At 67.6% G+C, this 14,552-nt stretch carries 10 protein-coding genes; 7 read left to right on the forward strand and 3 right to left on the reverse strand.

Annotated features, from left to right (window positions below; translation table 11 throughout):
• Window positions 1-126 precede the first annotated feature (126 nt).
• Both dnaG and AC6I6X_RS18055 read right to left on the reverse strand, forming a co-directional pair.
• Window positions 127-1,560, reverse strand: coding sequence for a DNA primase DnaG (gene dnaG, locus AC6I6X_RS18050; RefSeq protein ID WP_497931947.1), 1,434 nt, complete (start codon window positions 1,558-1,560; stop codon window positions 127-129).
• Window positions 1,561-1,668: 108 nt separating this feature from the next.
• Entirely contained in the window at window positions 1,669-2,580 is a 912-nt protein-coding gene (locus tag AC6I6X_RS18055) for an ArsR/SmtB family transcription factor (RefSeq protein WP_497931948.1), read from the reverse strand.
• A gap of 180 nt (window positions 2,581-2,760) precedes the next feature.
• Between AC6I6X_RS18055 and AC6I6X_RS18060 the strand changes: the two genes are divergently transcribed.
• From AC6I6X_RS18060 to AC6I6X_RS18085, 6 genes are all read left to right on the forward strand, one after another.
• Window positions 2,761-3,060 (forward strand): DUF3311 domain-containing protein, encoded by a 300-nt coding sequence (locus AC6I6X_RS18060; protein WP_497931949.1) that lies wholly within the window; start codon window positions 2,761-2,763, stop codon window positions 3,058-3,060.
• Window positions 3,057-4,604: a sodium:solute symporter family protein gene (locus tag AC6I6X_RS18065; RefSeq protein ID WP_497931950.1), complete on the forward strand. Its 1,548-nt coding sequence runs from the start codon at window positions 3,057-3,059 to the stop codon at window positions 4,602-4,604. Before AC6I6X_RS18060 ends, AC6I6X_RS18065 begins: the two co-directional genes overlap by 4 nt.
• Before the next feature lie 103 nt (window positions 4,605-4,707).
• On the forward strand, window positions 4,708-5,331 hold the full coding sequence (locus tag AC6I6X_RS18070) for a DUF6517 family protein (RefSeq protein ID WP_497931952.1): 624 nt from the start codon (window positions 4,708-4,710) through the stop codon (window positions 5,329-5,331).
• A gap of 91 nt (window positions 5,332-5,422) precedes the next feature.
• Window positions 5,423-7,963 (forward strand): bacterio-opsin activator domain-containing protein, encoded by a 2,541-nt coding sequence (locus AC6I6X_RS18075; protein WP_497931953.1) that lies wholly within the window; start codon window positions 5,423-5,425, stop codon window positions 7,961-7,963.
• A gap of 576 nt (window positions 7,964-8,539) precedes the next feature.
• Entirely contained in the window at window positions 8,540-9,880 is a 1,341-nt protein-coding gene (locus AC6I6X_RS18080; protein WP_497931954.1) for a metallophosphoesterase, read from the forward strand.
• A 51-nt stretch (window positions 9,881-9,931) separates the two neighbouring features.
• A complete protein-coding gene (locus AC6I6X_RS18085; protein WP_497931955.1) occupies window positions 9,932-10,828 on the forward strand; it encodes an HFX_2341 family transcriptional regulator in 897 nt (298 codons plus the stop codon).
• Window positions 10,829-11,072: 244 nt separating this feature from the next.
• Here AC6I6X_RS18085 and AC6I6X_RS18090 read toward each other — a convergent pair whose 3' ends face one another.
• Window positions 11,073-13,724, reverse strand: a complete 2,652-nt coding sequence (locus AC6I6X_RS18090; protein ID WP_497932223.1) for an efflux RND transporter permease subunit — start codon at window positions 13,722-13,724, stop codon at window positions 11,073-11,075.
• 101 nt (window positions 13,725-13,825) lie between these two features.
• On the opposite strand from AC6I6X_RS18090, the gene AC6I6X_RS18095 reads away from it, so the two are divergent.
• The gene (locus AC6I6X_RS18095) at window positions 13,826-14,533 is read left to right on the forward strand and encodes a DUF8102 family protein (protein ID WP_497931956.1); all 708 of its coding nucleotides are present in this window, start codon (window positions 13,826-13,828) and stop codon (window positions 14,531-14,533) included.
• Window positions 14,534-14,552 lie beyond the last annotated feature (19 nt).

Consider the following 14,552-nt stretch of genomic DNA (forward strand, 5'->3'; position numbering starts at 1 on the left):
TCGCCGGGGAACGCCGCTGCGAGTCGATCACAGGGGCCACGGGTCGAACGCCTCAGACGGTCCGCTGTACCGGTGCGATCGCACGGCGGTTGCGGTTGCACCGGAAGCGACGGACAGCAGTCCGTCTCAGGTCGATTCCGTCTCCGGGGCCGTCTCGGCGACGTCGTCGATCGCGTGAATCCTGACGTTCGTCGGCCGCTTCGTGAACTGGCCCAGCGATCGCGCGACGATTCGATCGACGCCCCGGTCGGCGGCGAGGTCGAGCAGTCGCTGGCCGAGAATCTCGTCGAGAAGTACTGTCGTCGGAACCGTCTCGAGGTCCTCGAGGTTCCCGTAGGCCTCGCTCGCCGGGGCGTCCTCGATCACGTCGGCGTCGGCGTCGAGGAACCGGACCGTGTCGGTGCCGTCGCGGATGACCGCCGACGCGTGGTCGTAGATCGTTTTCGGGGCGTCGGCCGCAGCGGATTCCGCCGGTTCGTCACGCGCTCCGGACCGATCGGTCGTCGTCTTCGCGTCGGGCTCCGCGGTTGGCGTCGGTCTCTGGTCGGTGGCCGCGTCGGGAACGGGCGTCGCCGGTCCCGGTTCGGGAGACGCGGTCGCCGCCCCGCCCGCGTCCGCCGTGGATAGTCGGGCCGACTCCGGCGCGTCGTCCCCGTCGTCGATCGAGGACACGTTCGCGCCCGTGGGTTCGTCCGGCGGCGGTGCGGGCGTCGTACTGCCGTCGGTCGCGGCAACCGCTTCGCGGGGTTCGTTCATCCCGGAGACGGAGTCGTATGGGACCTTGTTCCGGAGCGCGGCGAACAACTGGTGGTGATCGAGTTCCTCGACCGATTCGCCCGAGGGCGCGAACGCGACGTAGTCGACGTCGCCCACCTGTGCGAGTTCTTCGAGGATGAGGTCCCCGCCCCGGTCACCGTCGAGGAACGCCGTGACCGTGCGGTGACGGGTCAGTTCGGCCACCGCGTCGGGGACGTTCGTCCCCTCGACCGCGACGGCGTTCTTGATACCGTACTTGAGCAAGGTGAGCACGTCCGATCGGCCCTCGACGACGATGATGGCGTCGCTGTCGGTCACGCGCGGACCGGCGGGCAGCCCCTCGTACTCGGTGATGTCCTCGACGCGGACGTGCTGGCGGACCTCCGCGAGGATCTCTTCGGAAGACATCACGGTGTCGTCGAAACCCGTCCTGAGAAGTTCCTTCGCGCGATCGACGACTTCCTTCCGTTTCGCCGCCCTGACGTCCTCGATCTCGGTCACTTCGACGTCGGCCCGGCAGGGACCGACGCGGGTGATCGTCTCCAGCGAGGCGGCCAGCGTCGCCGTCTCGACCTTGTCGAGGCTGGTCGCGATCGTCAGGTGGCCGTGTGATTGGCCGCCGGTACTCGAGATGTCGACGTCGATGCGTCCGACTTTCTGCGACTGGCGTAGATCGCGGAGATCGAGTTCGTCGCCGAGCAGGCCTTCGGTCTGGCCGAAGATCGCACCGACGACGTCGCTCCGCTCGACGACCCCGTCAGCCGTCACGTCCGCGTGAATGAGGTATTTCGAAGTATCTTCCATGGGAGATCCGCCCCCGCGAGGGGACGATACGTGCGTCCGGAAACCGGTTTACGTAGAATGTGGTTCGTGACGGGCAAATAGCTGTTGACCCGTGGCACGATCGGGCCATCAGTACGCCGGCCGGTACCAGTACCAGTAGGCCGTGACGGCGAGCAACACGACGAGTCCCCCGAGGAAGAAGAGCAGTCCCGGCGGCATCGTCCCGAAGACCGTCTCGACGCCCTCCACACCGCCGTCGACGATGTTTTCGAAGAACCCGTTCGGATCGGTGGCGTTTTCCGACCCGTTCGGGTCGACGTCGAACTCGGGATCGACGGCCTCTCCGTCGTCGGCGTCCGCCGAACCGGAATCGCCGGCTTCCGCATCGTTCGCTTCCTCCCCGTCCTCCATCTCGTCGGCGTGTTCGTCTTCGACCTCCTCCGTACTGAAATCGTCACTGGCGTCCTCGCCGTCGCCACCGTCAGTGGATTCGTCCCCGGTACTTCCGTCTTCCTCGGTAGCCCCCGTCGGCTCGCCGTCCTCGTCGTCGCCGCCAGTGGGCGCGGCCCCGCCGTCGGCGGGAGCGGAGTCGGCGCCGCCGCCGAACCGGCGCGTGAGCGCGTACTGGACGAGCAGACTGCCGCCCGCGAGCGCCCCGATGCCGCCGATCAGCCGCGAGATAGCGGTCTTCAGCTGCGAAGCCGTCGACTCGTCGCTCGTGACGATCAACGGCCCGTCCGTAGTCGCGTAGACGCTCATCTCGTTGCCCCGAGAGGAGTACCAGGTGTCGACGACCTCGACGAGGCCGGCGTCCTCGAGTTTCTCGAGGTGGTAGCGCACGTTCTGGATCGAGGAATCGATCGCGTCGGCGACGTCGCTGGGCGTCCCGGGTTCGTCGTCGAGTCGCGCGTAGATCTCGCGCGCCGTGGTCGAGGAGAGCGCGCCAAAGACGGCGTCGGCGTCTTCGCCCTCGAGATCGACGACGCGCGGTTGCCCATCTCGCGTCGAGGGCTCGGACCGGAAGGGAAACAGACGGGCCATGGTCGTTGTCTTCCATTCGTTATCCGACACTTATACTCCTTTTCCTCGGTGAAAGCGCTCTTTTAGCTTACCGAATTGCCAGCCCGCGACGGGGGAGGCGTCGACGCCGTCGGAACCAGTGAGTCGTGGCACCGATCGTCAAAGGGAAAGGATTACCGACGCGAGGCCCGACGAGCGAGTATGCATCGTCTGGAACTGTGGAGCTGGATCGGGGTCGGGATAGCTCTCTGCGCGCTGGCGATCCCGTGGTTCCTGTGGGGGTCCGCGACGGTCGTCGCCGGCCTCCCGCTGTGGCTCTGGTGGCACGTCGGCTGGATGCTGCTGGCGTCGATCGTCTTCTGGGTCTTCGCCCAGCGGGCGTGGGGGATCGGGGTCGAACCCCAGCGCGACGGATCGGCGGGGAGGTCCTCCGGCACCGCGGGGGGACCGACCGGCACCGATCGAAATCGAGACGCGAGCATCGGAGGTGAGCGGCGATGAGCCTGCCGCTCCAACTGGGGATCATCGTCGGCTACCTCCTGCTGGCGCTGTCGATCGGGCTGGTCGCCTACCGCCTGACCGATCGGACCGCCGAGGACTTCTACCTCGCGAGTCGGACGCTGGGGACGGTCGTCCTCCTGTTTACGACCTTCGCGACGCTGCTGTCGGCCTTTACCTTCTTCGCCGGGCCGAACATCGCCTACCACCAGGGGCCGGAGTGGATCCTCGTGATGGGGCTGATGGACGGGATCATCTTCGCGATCCTCTGGTACGCGATCGGCTACAAGCAGTGGCTGCTGGGCCAGCAGTACGGGTTCGTGACGCTGGGCGAGATGCTCGGCGGTCGCTTCGGCTCTCGACGGCTCCGCGGCATGGTCGCCGGCGTGAGCCTCCTGTGGCTGTTCCCGTACGTGATGCTCCAGCAGGTCGGGGCCGGGACGGCATTGGAGGCCCTGACGGAGGGAGCCGTCCCCTACGCGGTCGGCGCGGGGCTGATCACGGCGTTCATGATCCTCTACGTCGTCGTCGCCGGGATGCGCGGCATCGCCTGGACCGACACGCTCCAGGGGGCGTTCATGCTCGTCACGACGTGGGTCGCGACGATCTGGGTGCTCGCGGTCGTGGGCGGCCCCGGCGTCGCGACCGGCGCGCTCGAATCCGAGGCGGCCGGCCACCTCGCGCTCGGGGGCGAGTTCTACACCCCGCAGTGGATGCTCTCGACGGCGATCGTGATCGGCTTCGGCGTCGCGATGTTCCCGCAGGTGAACCAGCGCTTCTTCGCGGCGGGATCGAAGACGGTGCTCAAGCGATCGTTCGCGCTCTGGCCGATCCTCTGCGTTCTGCTGTTCGTCCCCGCGTTCATGCTCGGCGCGTGGGCTCGCGGCCTAGACGTCGCGGTGCCCGAGGGCGGAAACGTCCTCCCCACCGTACTCGCCGAGTTCACGCCCGTCTGGTTGGCCGCGCTGGTGATCGCGGGCGCGATGGCCGCGATGATGTCCTCCTCGGACTCGATGCTCCTCTCGGGGTCGTCGTACTTCACCCGCGACCTCTACCGGCCGTTCGTCGATCGGTCCCTCTCGGACCGCCGCGAGGACCTCCTCGCCCGGGTCGGGGTCGTCGTCTTCGCGACCGCCGCCTTCGCCGCGAGTCTCGTCACTCCCGCGACGCTGTTCGAACTCGGCGACGCCGCCTTCGGCGGGTTCGCCCAACTCGCACTGCCCGTCGCGGTCGCGCTCTACTGGCGACGGACGACGCGAGCGGGCATCACGGCCGGGATCGTGGTCAGCCAGGCGTTCTACCTCTCGGCGCTCTTCGTCGACTCGCTCGTCGGCGCGATCGAGTTCCTCGCACCGCTTCTCGGCGGCCTCGAACCGGCGCTCGTGACGGTCGTCACGACGGTCTTCCAGGGAACGTACGCCGGCTGGACCGCCGGCATCGTCGGCATGGGAATCGGGCTCCTCGTCACCGTCGGCGTCTCGCTCGTGACCGCCCCCGCGGCCGACGAACGGCGGGCGATCTACTTCGACGGGTTCGGCGCGGACTGATACGGAGCGGACCGTCTGAGAAACGCGGGATCCGCCCCGAGAAACCGCCGGCCGGAACCGGCACGCGGAAAGCGGAAAGGGGTCGAGCGCGTACGGGACCGCAATGACGATCGCGCTGCCCGCGTCGCTGGCCGAGACCTGGCGACCCGCCGGCACCCGAACGGGGACGACGTCCGTCCTGGTCGCCTCGATCACCGCCGAGACGACGCTATACGAACCGATCGAGACGGCGTCGACGCTGGCCGAACTCGGCGCGAGCGACGTGCCCCTTCGGTCCCTGTTCGCGGTCGACCTGGCGTTTTCGCCGCCGCTCCCCTCGCTCGGCGTCTCACCGCGGGCTGCGTTCTCGATTGCGGCTCCGAAAGCCCGCGGCCAGTTCGTCGACACCATCGAAGACGAGGGGCTGGTCGTCGACGGAACCCGGGAGACCCACGCGTTCGAGGCCGCAAACGGCACCAGGGGACGGTGGTTCGTCCTCGACGTGTCCTACCCGATCGCACCCGGCGTGGCCGCGGACGGTCCCGATCGGCTCCCGGCCGAGACCCACGTCGCCGTCTGGCCCACCGAGACGACGTACGGCATGGCGGGGGGGACGACCCCGCTCGAGATACCGGCCGACGTCGCCACCTCGATCGGCGACGAGATCCCAATCGACCCGGAGCGCGACCGCGAGCGGATCGCGGAACTGGTTCGATCGATCGATCCGGGGACGGCCGACGAGGAGTGACGTCTCGGCCGCCCCACGCCGCTAGGAAACCGTCGATCCGTTCGGTGTCACCCCCGGTACGCTTATTCACGGGGACCCATTGTGGACGGTAATGACAGCGCACAGACGATGGTCGACCACCGGCTGCCGGGAGGAGCGGCCGTCGGCACGCGAGTCGCTGTGGGCCCCCAGCGAGGCGTCCTACGAACTCGACTCCCGGTACCAGTTCGTCGCCGTCGACGAGGCATTCGCCACGATCACCGGGTACGAGGACGATCGCCTCCTGGGGGAACACGCGTCGCTCGTCTATCCCGATCCCGCGGTCGATCGCGTCGAGACCCTGGCCCGAACGCTCGTGGATACGAGTCGCGAGGACACGGCCGGGGGATCGGCACAGACCGACGCTGACGGAACCGCGACGGACGACCACGAAAACGCGGAGGACGGTGACGAACCCTCGGGGAACGGCCACGGCGGGCCCACGGATCGGCGTGCGGCCGGTCCGCGGGTCACGCTCGATCTCACGCTCCAGACCGCCGCCGGGGACGAGGTCCCGTGTACGCACCAGTTACAGGTCAGCACCCCGTCCGACGGATCCGAGCGGGTCGTCGCGACCGTTCGGCCCGATTCCGACGGTACCGACCCTCCTGTGATGTGCCGAGACTCGACCACCGGCGAGCAGGACCCGGGACGGGAAGGGGACGCGTCGTCGACCGGCGACACCACGGGAGTCGGCGGAGACCGGCCGGCGGCGCTCTCGACGGCGATCGAGCGCATCCACGACGGAGTCTACGCGCTCGATGCGGACCTCCAGTACACGTACGTCAACGAGGAAGCTCGCGATCTGCTCGGACTCGACGGTGTATCGGACACGGAGGATGATCCCGCACTGTTCCGGACCGCCCACGAACGCGTGATGGAGCACCAGCGCCCGTTCACGATCGAGACGTACCACCCGCCGATCGACGGCTGGATCGAGGCACGGCTCTACCCCGACGAGAGCGGCGTCACCGTCCACGTGTGCGATCGAACGCCGTGGCGAACCCGCGAGGAGGGGCTCGAATCGGGGTACGAGCGGTTCCGGTCCGTCTTCGAAGACGCACACGACGCGATCCTCGTCGGGGACGAATCGGGGATCGCCGCCGCCAATCCGGCCGCCTGCGACCTGTTCGACACCAGCCGATCGGAACTCCGTGGCCGATCGCTGATCGAGTTCGTCCACGACGATCACGACGTCGAAACGGCGTGGGAGCAGTTCCTCGACGACGGCCGGTTTCGCGGCTCGTTCACGATCGTTCAGTCCGACGGCGACGAACGCGTCGTCGAGTGCAACGCCGTCGCCAACGTCCGCCCCGGGATGCACCTCTCGATCCTCCGGGACGTCACGGAGACCCGCAGGCGAGAGCGGCAACTCGAGCGACAGCGCGAGCGGCTGGCCGCACTCGATCACGTGTACACCGTCGTCCGGGAACTCAACGACGCGATCGTCACCGGCTCCTCCAGGGCCGACCTCGAGCGGATCGTCTGCGACTCGCTCGCGGACTCGCCGTCCTACGAGTTCGCCTTCGTCGCCGGCGTCGACCCGTCCGACGGAGCGGTCTCCAAGAGGGCCGAGGCGGGCGTCGACGGCTATCTCGAGTCGATCCCGATCTCGACCGACCCCGACGAACCCGCCGGCCAGGGCCCGCTCGGGCAAGCGGCCCGGACGCAGGAACCCCAGGTGTCCAACAACGTGTTCACCGACCCGGACTTCGAACCATGGCGGGACGACGCCCGGGAACGCGGCTATCGGGCCGCGGCCGCGGTGCCGATCACGCACGACGGCGCGCTGTACGGCGTCCTGGGCGTGACCAGCGCCCGCAGTCAGGCGTTCACCGACGAAGAGCGAACCGTCGTCGGCCAGCTCGGCGAGATTCTCGGCCACGCGATCGCCGCCCACGAGCGCAAACAGGTCATGCTCAGCGAGACGGTGATCGAACTCGAACTCGTCATCGACGACGCGGTCGCGATGTTTGATGGCCCGAACATGGACGGCCAGTCCGTCTGGTTCGATCGGGTCATCCATATCGACGGCGATCGGTACCTCGAGTACGGGACCACGGCCGCGGAGACGATCCCGACCATCGAACGACTCGTCGACGCAGTGCCCCACTGGGACGAGATCACGGTACTTGACGAATCAGTCGGCGAGGTCCGGTTCGAACTCACGATCTCGTCGCCGCCCCTGTACTCGACGATCGATGCCCACGGCGGCTACGTCGAGTCGACGGCCATCCACGACGGGGACTACATCATGACCCTTCACTTCCCCCAGGAAACCGACGTTAGGGCCGTCACCGACGCGATCAGGGACGTCTATCCCCGCGTTCGAACCATCGCCCGGCGACAGGTTACCCCTACGGACCCGTCGATCGGCCAACTCCAGTCACACCTGGCCCACGAGTTGACCGATCGCCAGCGGAGCGCCCTCGAGACGGCCTACTACGCGGGGTACTTCGAGTGGCCCCGCAACAGTTCGGGCGAAGAGATCGCCGACACGCTGGACGTCTCCCCCGCGACGTTTCACGAACATCTCCGGTCGGCACAGGAGAAACTAGTCGCGGCGATCCTGGAGGGGCCGGACGCGGCGCGATCGGGGTCGACGGACGACTGAGCGGTGCGACCGACGACGCCGGTCCCGCGGAGGTGAGCGTGCCCGTGGCGCTCGAAACCGGGCGGACGTCAACCTTGCGGACCCAAACGATGCAATAGTTGGAACTACAGCGGAATAGGGCCAATTTCAATCCTGGTTGTAAACCAAAATCGAGAATATTCCAGATATTGTTCCAACAATAAGGTTTAATGCCGGACAGTCAGTCAATACTGGTGTGAGGTGATCACGACTGAATACACCGACGAACCGAAACCACCGTAGTCAACCCCTGTGGCTGTGACCTGTGGCCACACCACCCGGTGTGTGCTCATGCTCACTTCCTGCCGGTCGGATCGTCGCCTCCCACCGACGACCCGACGTGACCGGCCCGCGTTCCAGTCGCGAACCGGGACGGTCGACACTCTCACTCACGTTTCCGTTCTTGCTGAAGTCGCTTCGTCTCCGACAGTCGATCGGAGCGCACTCGCTACCTGCCGGGACCGATCGACGAACCGCCGAACGAAGGCTCGCGAACCGGCGGCGCCGGCGAACCGGCGGGAGTAGCACTATACGTACTGCTCTCGAACGGATGACACGATGGCCGACGATCTGGTCTACTACGTGATCAGCGACCTCCACATCGGCGGCGACGAACAACTGGCCACGGTGGACTTTCTCGACGAGTTGGTCGCCTTTCTCGAACGCCTGGAGACGATCGAGGAGGACGCGGAGTTGCTGATCAACGGCGACGCGTTCGGCCTGTGGGAGTTCACCGAGGTCGACGGCCTCGCGAAATTCGACGTCCTGACAGAGCGGTATCCCGACCTGTTCGACCAGTTGCGCGCGACCGGCGAGGCGATTCCGATCACGCTGTTGCCGGGCAACCACGACAACGAACTCGCCGCGTACGACGAGTACGTCGACCGACTCGCCGAGTACAACGTCGACCTCGTCCAGTCCGAGTCGCTCACCCGACGGGTCGGCGACCGGACGATTCACTTCGAACACGGGCATCAGCAGGACCCCAACAACCGCTTCGAGGACCACGGGAATCCGTACGAGACACCGGTCGGCTACCACTACAACACCCAGGTGACGAGTCGAGCGGGCCGACTGTCCGATCGGGGCCGGTTCAACTGGTTGAAGGACGTTCAGGCGGTCACGCCGACCGAACGCGTGCCTCGCTGGCTCCTCTCGAAGTACTTCTACCGCGAAATGAACCCCCTCTTGCGGTACGCCATCATCCCGTTCCTGTTGCTGTTCAACGTCAGCATCGTCCTCGCGGTGTTAGCGGGACTGGACGTCGCCGGCATCTGGACGATGCCGGTGGCGACGACGGACGCGGCGCTCGGCCGGCTGGGCCTGGTCGGGGAGGCCGTCCACTTCCTCCTCGTCGTCAACGTCGCGATCGCCGGCGTGCTCCTCCTCGCGGCCATCCCGGTCTACTTCGTCCTCCGTGACCTCGGCGAGACCGTCGATCGATTCGGGGTGTTCGAGACGGACCTCACCGTCGATCCCGAGGAACCGTACGCGGCCGCCGCCCGGGAGGTGTTCGCCGATCGGCCGGAGACGGCGGTGTTCTGCTACGGGCACACCCACCGCCCGGGAGTCACCGAGGTCGACGGCAGGCTGCTCGTCAACACCGGGACGTGGCTGAAGCGACTCCACCGACGGGACGTCGTCGCCGGCGTCCTCCCGCCGGTGTTCTACCCGTCCTATCAGCTGTGTGTCGTCCGCATCAGCGACGCCCCCGACGGCGTGGCAGTCGAGTACGAGGAGATCGAGAAGCCGTCCCCGACCGCGGACGAGGTGACCCGCACCGAGCGGCTCCTCACGCTGGGCCGGAAACCGACTCCCGAACTGCCCGATCGGTCGATCGTCACCGACGCGGAACCGACGCCCGCTTCAAGCGCAGGGGACCGGACGGACGCGGCGTGAGCGGATCCCGAGTCTGGAGGTTTTTATTACTGCCGCACCGCTGTACCACGTATGCAGACTCATATCGTCCCGGTCGGCTTCGACTACGACCGGCTGATCGCGCCGCTGGTGCGCGATCAGATCGACGTCGACAGCGTCATTCTGCTCGAGGGGGCGGTGGGCAGCGAAGCCAACGTCGAGTACTCCCGGAACCTCTCGCAGAAGCTCGAGACGGACTTCCGGAACCTGCTCGGCGCGGCAACCGAGCGGTTCGTCCTCGAGGACGTCTACGACTACGACGAGGCGTTCGAACAGGCCTACAACCTGATCACCGCCGAACTCGATCGGGGCAACGAGGTCTGGGTCAACGTCGCCGCGATGCCCCGGACCGTCAGCTTCGCCTTCGCGACGGCCGCCAACTCGCTGATGGTCGAACGCGAGGACGAGCGCGAACAGATCCACACCTACTACACCGCCCCGGAGAAGTACCTGGAGACCGAACTCGCCGAGGAACTGCGCGAGCAGATCACCCTGCTCGAGGACCTCCAGGACGATGCCGTCGCAGACGATCGGATCGCGGACCGACTCGAGAGCGCCCGGAACCTGCTTTCGGAGTTCGACGAGCGCGGGACGACGATCGGCGCGAAGGAGATCGACGGGAGTCACATCGTCGAACTCCCGGTCACCTCCTTCTCGAACGTCAAGCCGTTCGAGGAACTCGTCCTGTTCAAACTCGGCGAGGACGGCGAGTTCGACTCCGTCTCGGAACTCGCCGAGTCGCTGGCCCGCGAACTCAACGAGGAGTACACCGACAGCTTCCGCTCGAAGGTCATCTACAACGTCGATCGGCTCGGCCCCGGCGGCAAGGGGTACATCGAACGCGAGGAACACGGCAAGTCCTACCGGACGCGGCTCTCGCGGATCGGCGAACTCTGGGTGCGGGCCCACTCGGACGACGGGGACGTGTGATCCGCCAGTTCTCGACCGTGATGCCCGTCTCGAAACCGACCAGCAGGTATAGTAGCCACTGAAAGTCACTGCACACCCGATCGCAGGACCGCTTTGCGATCAGTGTGTGAATCGTTTCAGTTGTTACTATAGTTTCACACGACGTATACCGGCGAGGAACACCGGCGCACGATCGGCCACGAGGCCGACGAACAGGCCCGTCGCATCGTCGGGGGTTCCTGCGGGGGCGATCGGCCCGCTGAGATCAGGTGGCGCTCCACGCGAGCAGTCGCTCCCGGAGGACGAGCAGACACGGCAGGACCGTCAGGCAGGACACGAACGCGAAGACGATGCTCAGCCCCGTTACGAGTCCGAAGCGCTGGAGAGGTGGAGCCAGCGCGAGCGCGAGCACGCCGAAGCCCGCCGCCGTGGTGAGCGCGCTGCCGAACAGCGCCCCGCCGGTTCCGGTGACGGTCGCGGCGAGCGCGCGCCCGAGCGCCTCCGATCGCGAGGCCGCGGTGCGATCGGCCTCGCGCCGCTCGTCGATGAACCGTTCGCCGACGTGGATGCTGTAGTCGACGCCCAGCCCGATCGCGAGGCTGGTGATGACCGCCGTCTCGCTGTTGAACGGGAGATCGAGCAGCGCCATCGTCCCCAGCAGCCACGCGAGCGCGGCCACGACCGGAGCGAGCGTCACCGCCCCGAGCGAGAGCGATCGGTAGCGGACCCAGTAGAGGACGGTGAGGAACGCGAAGATGACCACCAGCGTGATGACGAACGCCTGCACGAGGGTCTCCAGCAGGGCGTCCTGGATGACGGCCGTCGTAACCGGGCCCCCGGTCGCGACGGCGGTCACCGACCCGCCGGACTCGGCCTCTATCGCGGACGCGACCGACCGGGTGTCGTCGGCCGCGTCCTGTGCGGCCGCGTCGCCGCGGACGCTCACGAGGAGGCGCGCGGACTCGTACTCGGACTCATCGCCGGCGTCGGTCCGGTAGAGGACCGACGAGGCCGCGTCCTCGTCGGCAGCGTAGAGCACGTCGTAGAGGCCCGCGAGGTCCTCGTCCGGCAGTCCGTCGCCGTCCGTGTCGCGCTCGGCGAGCGCGTCGGCGACGGACTCGTTCTCGGCCGCGACCGCCCGGAGCACCGTCACGGGGCTCTCGATCGCCGCTCGCCCGTCCGATCGAACGACGAGCGTCCCGTCGCCGTCGACGTCGGCGGACGCGTCTTCGATCGCCGCGAGGGTCGCCGGATCGGTCACGTCGCCGCATATCAGGATCTCGGTGCGACTGCCCTCGCCGCGTTCCTGGAAGTTGTCACCGAGGTACTCGGCGTCGTCGCTGACCGTGTACGTGTCCGGCGCGAGCGGACCGGGGAGGGACTCGGCCCACTCCGGGGCGTCCTCCGGGAGGAAATCGGCCTGGTTGAACTCCGTATCGATCCCCGTGGCACCGTACGCGCCGCCGGCGGCCAGCACGAGCGCGACGAGAACGATCGCGATCGGTGCCCGCTGGACGACCGCGACGCCCCCGGAGAGGACCCGGTTGGCGACTCCCGCGCCCGCACCGAACGGCTGCCTGGCGCGATCGAGTCCGAACCGGCCCTCGAGCAGGCCGTCCACCTCGACTTTCAGCGCCGGGACGAGGACGGCGAAGGCGACGAACGTCGCGAGGATGCCTCCGGCGGAGAGGATCGCGAACTCCCGGATCGCCGGTAGGGGGCTAACGACGTTCGAGAGGAAGCCGATCCCGGTCGAGAACGTCGCGGCCGCCAGCGCGAGGACGACCCCGGTGACGCTGGCCCGCATTCCGGCCCGAACGCTCCGGCCCGAGCCGCCGTCGGTCGTCGCGTCGTCTCGATCGAGCAGTCCCGCCCGCGCTTCGCGCGAGCGCATGATCACGTGGAGCGAGTAGTCGATGCTCAGCCCGATCAGCAAGAACGGGACGGCGATCAGCAGCTGGCTCGATGGAATCTCCAGCCAGCCCATGATGCCCGCGAGCCAGGCCATCACCACCGCGATGCCGACGAGGCTGAGCAGGACGTCGACCACGTCGCGATAGGCGACCCCGAGCGCGAGCAGGACGAGCACCAGCGCGACCGGCGTGATGATGGCGAAACTGTCGCCGACGGCGTTCGCGGAGGCCTCGTCGGTGATCCCCTGCCCGAAGACGAACGCGTCGTCGAATCGATCCTCGACGAGTCGATCGATCGCGACCTGGGCCTCGTAGGCGGCCGCGGGATCCTCGTCGGGGCCGCTGTCGTCGACCTGGAAGACGAACGCGATGCGCGCGTCTGCGGTGGTCGATCCGGGATCGTAGTCCGCCGGCAGGAATTCGTACGGGTCCCCGGCCCCGGCGGACCCGCCGGGCGGACCCTGCTCCCCGTCGGGATCGAGCACGTCGGCGAGCAGGGCCTCGACCTCCGCGTCCGATCGGGACTCCAGGGCGGTGATTTGGGCCTCGAGCGTGGGTTCGCTGGCGTCGGGGCGACCGGTCGCGTCCGGCGGGCCGGTCGCCGCTTCCTGCCGGTCTTCGAAGACCGCAGCCGTCGCGACGACGTTTTCGATACCGACGATCCCCCGTTCGTCGAGCGTCGCGTTCAGGTCGTCGTCCTCGCGGATCTCCTGTTGTAGCCGGAGCCCCTCGAGCAGCGACTCGCGGGTCAGGACGTCGCCACCCTCGTCGCGAACGACGATCTGGGCGACGACCCCGTCGTCGGTGCCGTACGTGGCGTCGATCTCCTCCTGTGCCCGCGTTTCCTCGGAGTCGACGTCGAACTGTCCGATCCCGCCGTCCTGGCTCTCGCCGACGGCCGCCCCGACGGCGACGACGGCGGTCAGCAGGAGAACGAGCGCGACGACGAGTCGGCTGTGGGAGACGATCGCGTCCGCGTACCTGCCCGCGATCCGACCGCTCATCCGTCGATCCGGCCCCCGTTCGTGGTCATCGGTGACTACTGGGACCGGGCCATTCATAGTGCTTCGGATGGAAGTCGGTGTCGTATAATCGGATATCGATTATGAACACGGAAATCGATCGCGAACGGGGCGTCCTCAGCCCGGCCGATCGGGCGTACCTGCTGGGCGAGCGGGAGATGAACCACGAGCAGTCGAAGCGAAACGCCGAGGCGCGGATCCGGCGACGGGTTCACGCGGGCGTGCTCGACTTCGACCTGCTGTTGCACGCCCTTTCCGAGAAGGATCGGCGCCAGATCTTCGAGGCGACGACGACGGACGACGCCTTCCTCGACGGGCTTCGGGCGATGCTCGCCTTCGTCTACCTCGGCACGGAGCGGTACGGCGTCGACTTCGAGGCGATCCTCGAACCGGCGATCAGGAGTTCCGAGGAGTTTCTCGCCGCGGCCGATCGGGACGAGAGCGTCTCCGTCGACGTCACGTTCGACGTCGAGACGACGGTCGAATCCTCGCTCTCGGGAATCGCCGCTCGACTGGACGCCGGCGAACCGGTGACCCCGCGAGAACTCTTCTCGGTGATCATGCAGGGAGACTACGATCCGCGGAAGCACGATCGGATCGAACTCGTCAGGGCCGACGACCACCGCGCCGAGGCGGGCTTTCTCGATCGGCTGGCGGCGTACCTCGACGGGGAGGTAACCCACGCGAGCGACAGTCGGGCCGTGATCCACCTGAGTGCACAGACGGAGAAGTCCGAGTCGGCGTCGGAGCCGTCCGACCCGGAGAACGGGACGGGACCGAACCCGGAGTAGCCGACTGCGGCGACGATAC

The organism is Halosolutus sp. YCN4 (genome assembly GCF_059736495.1).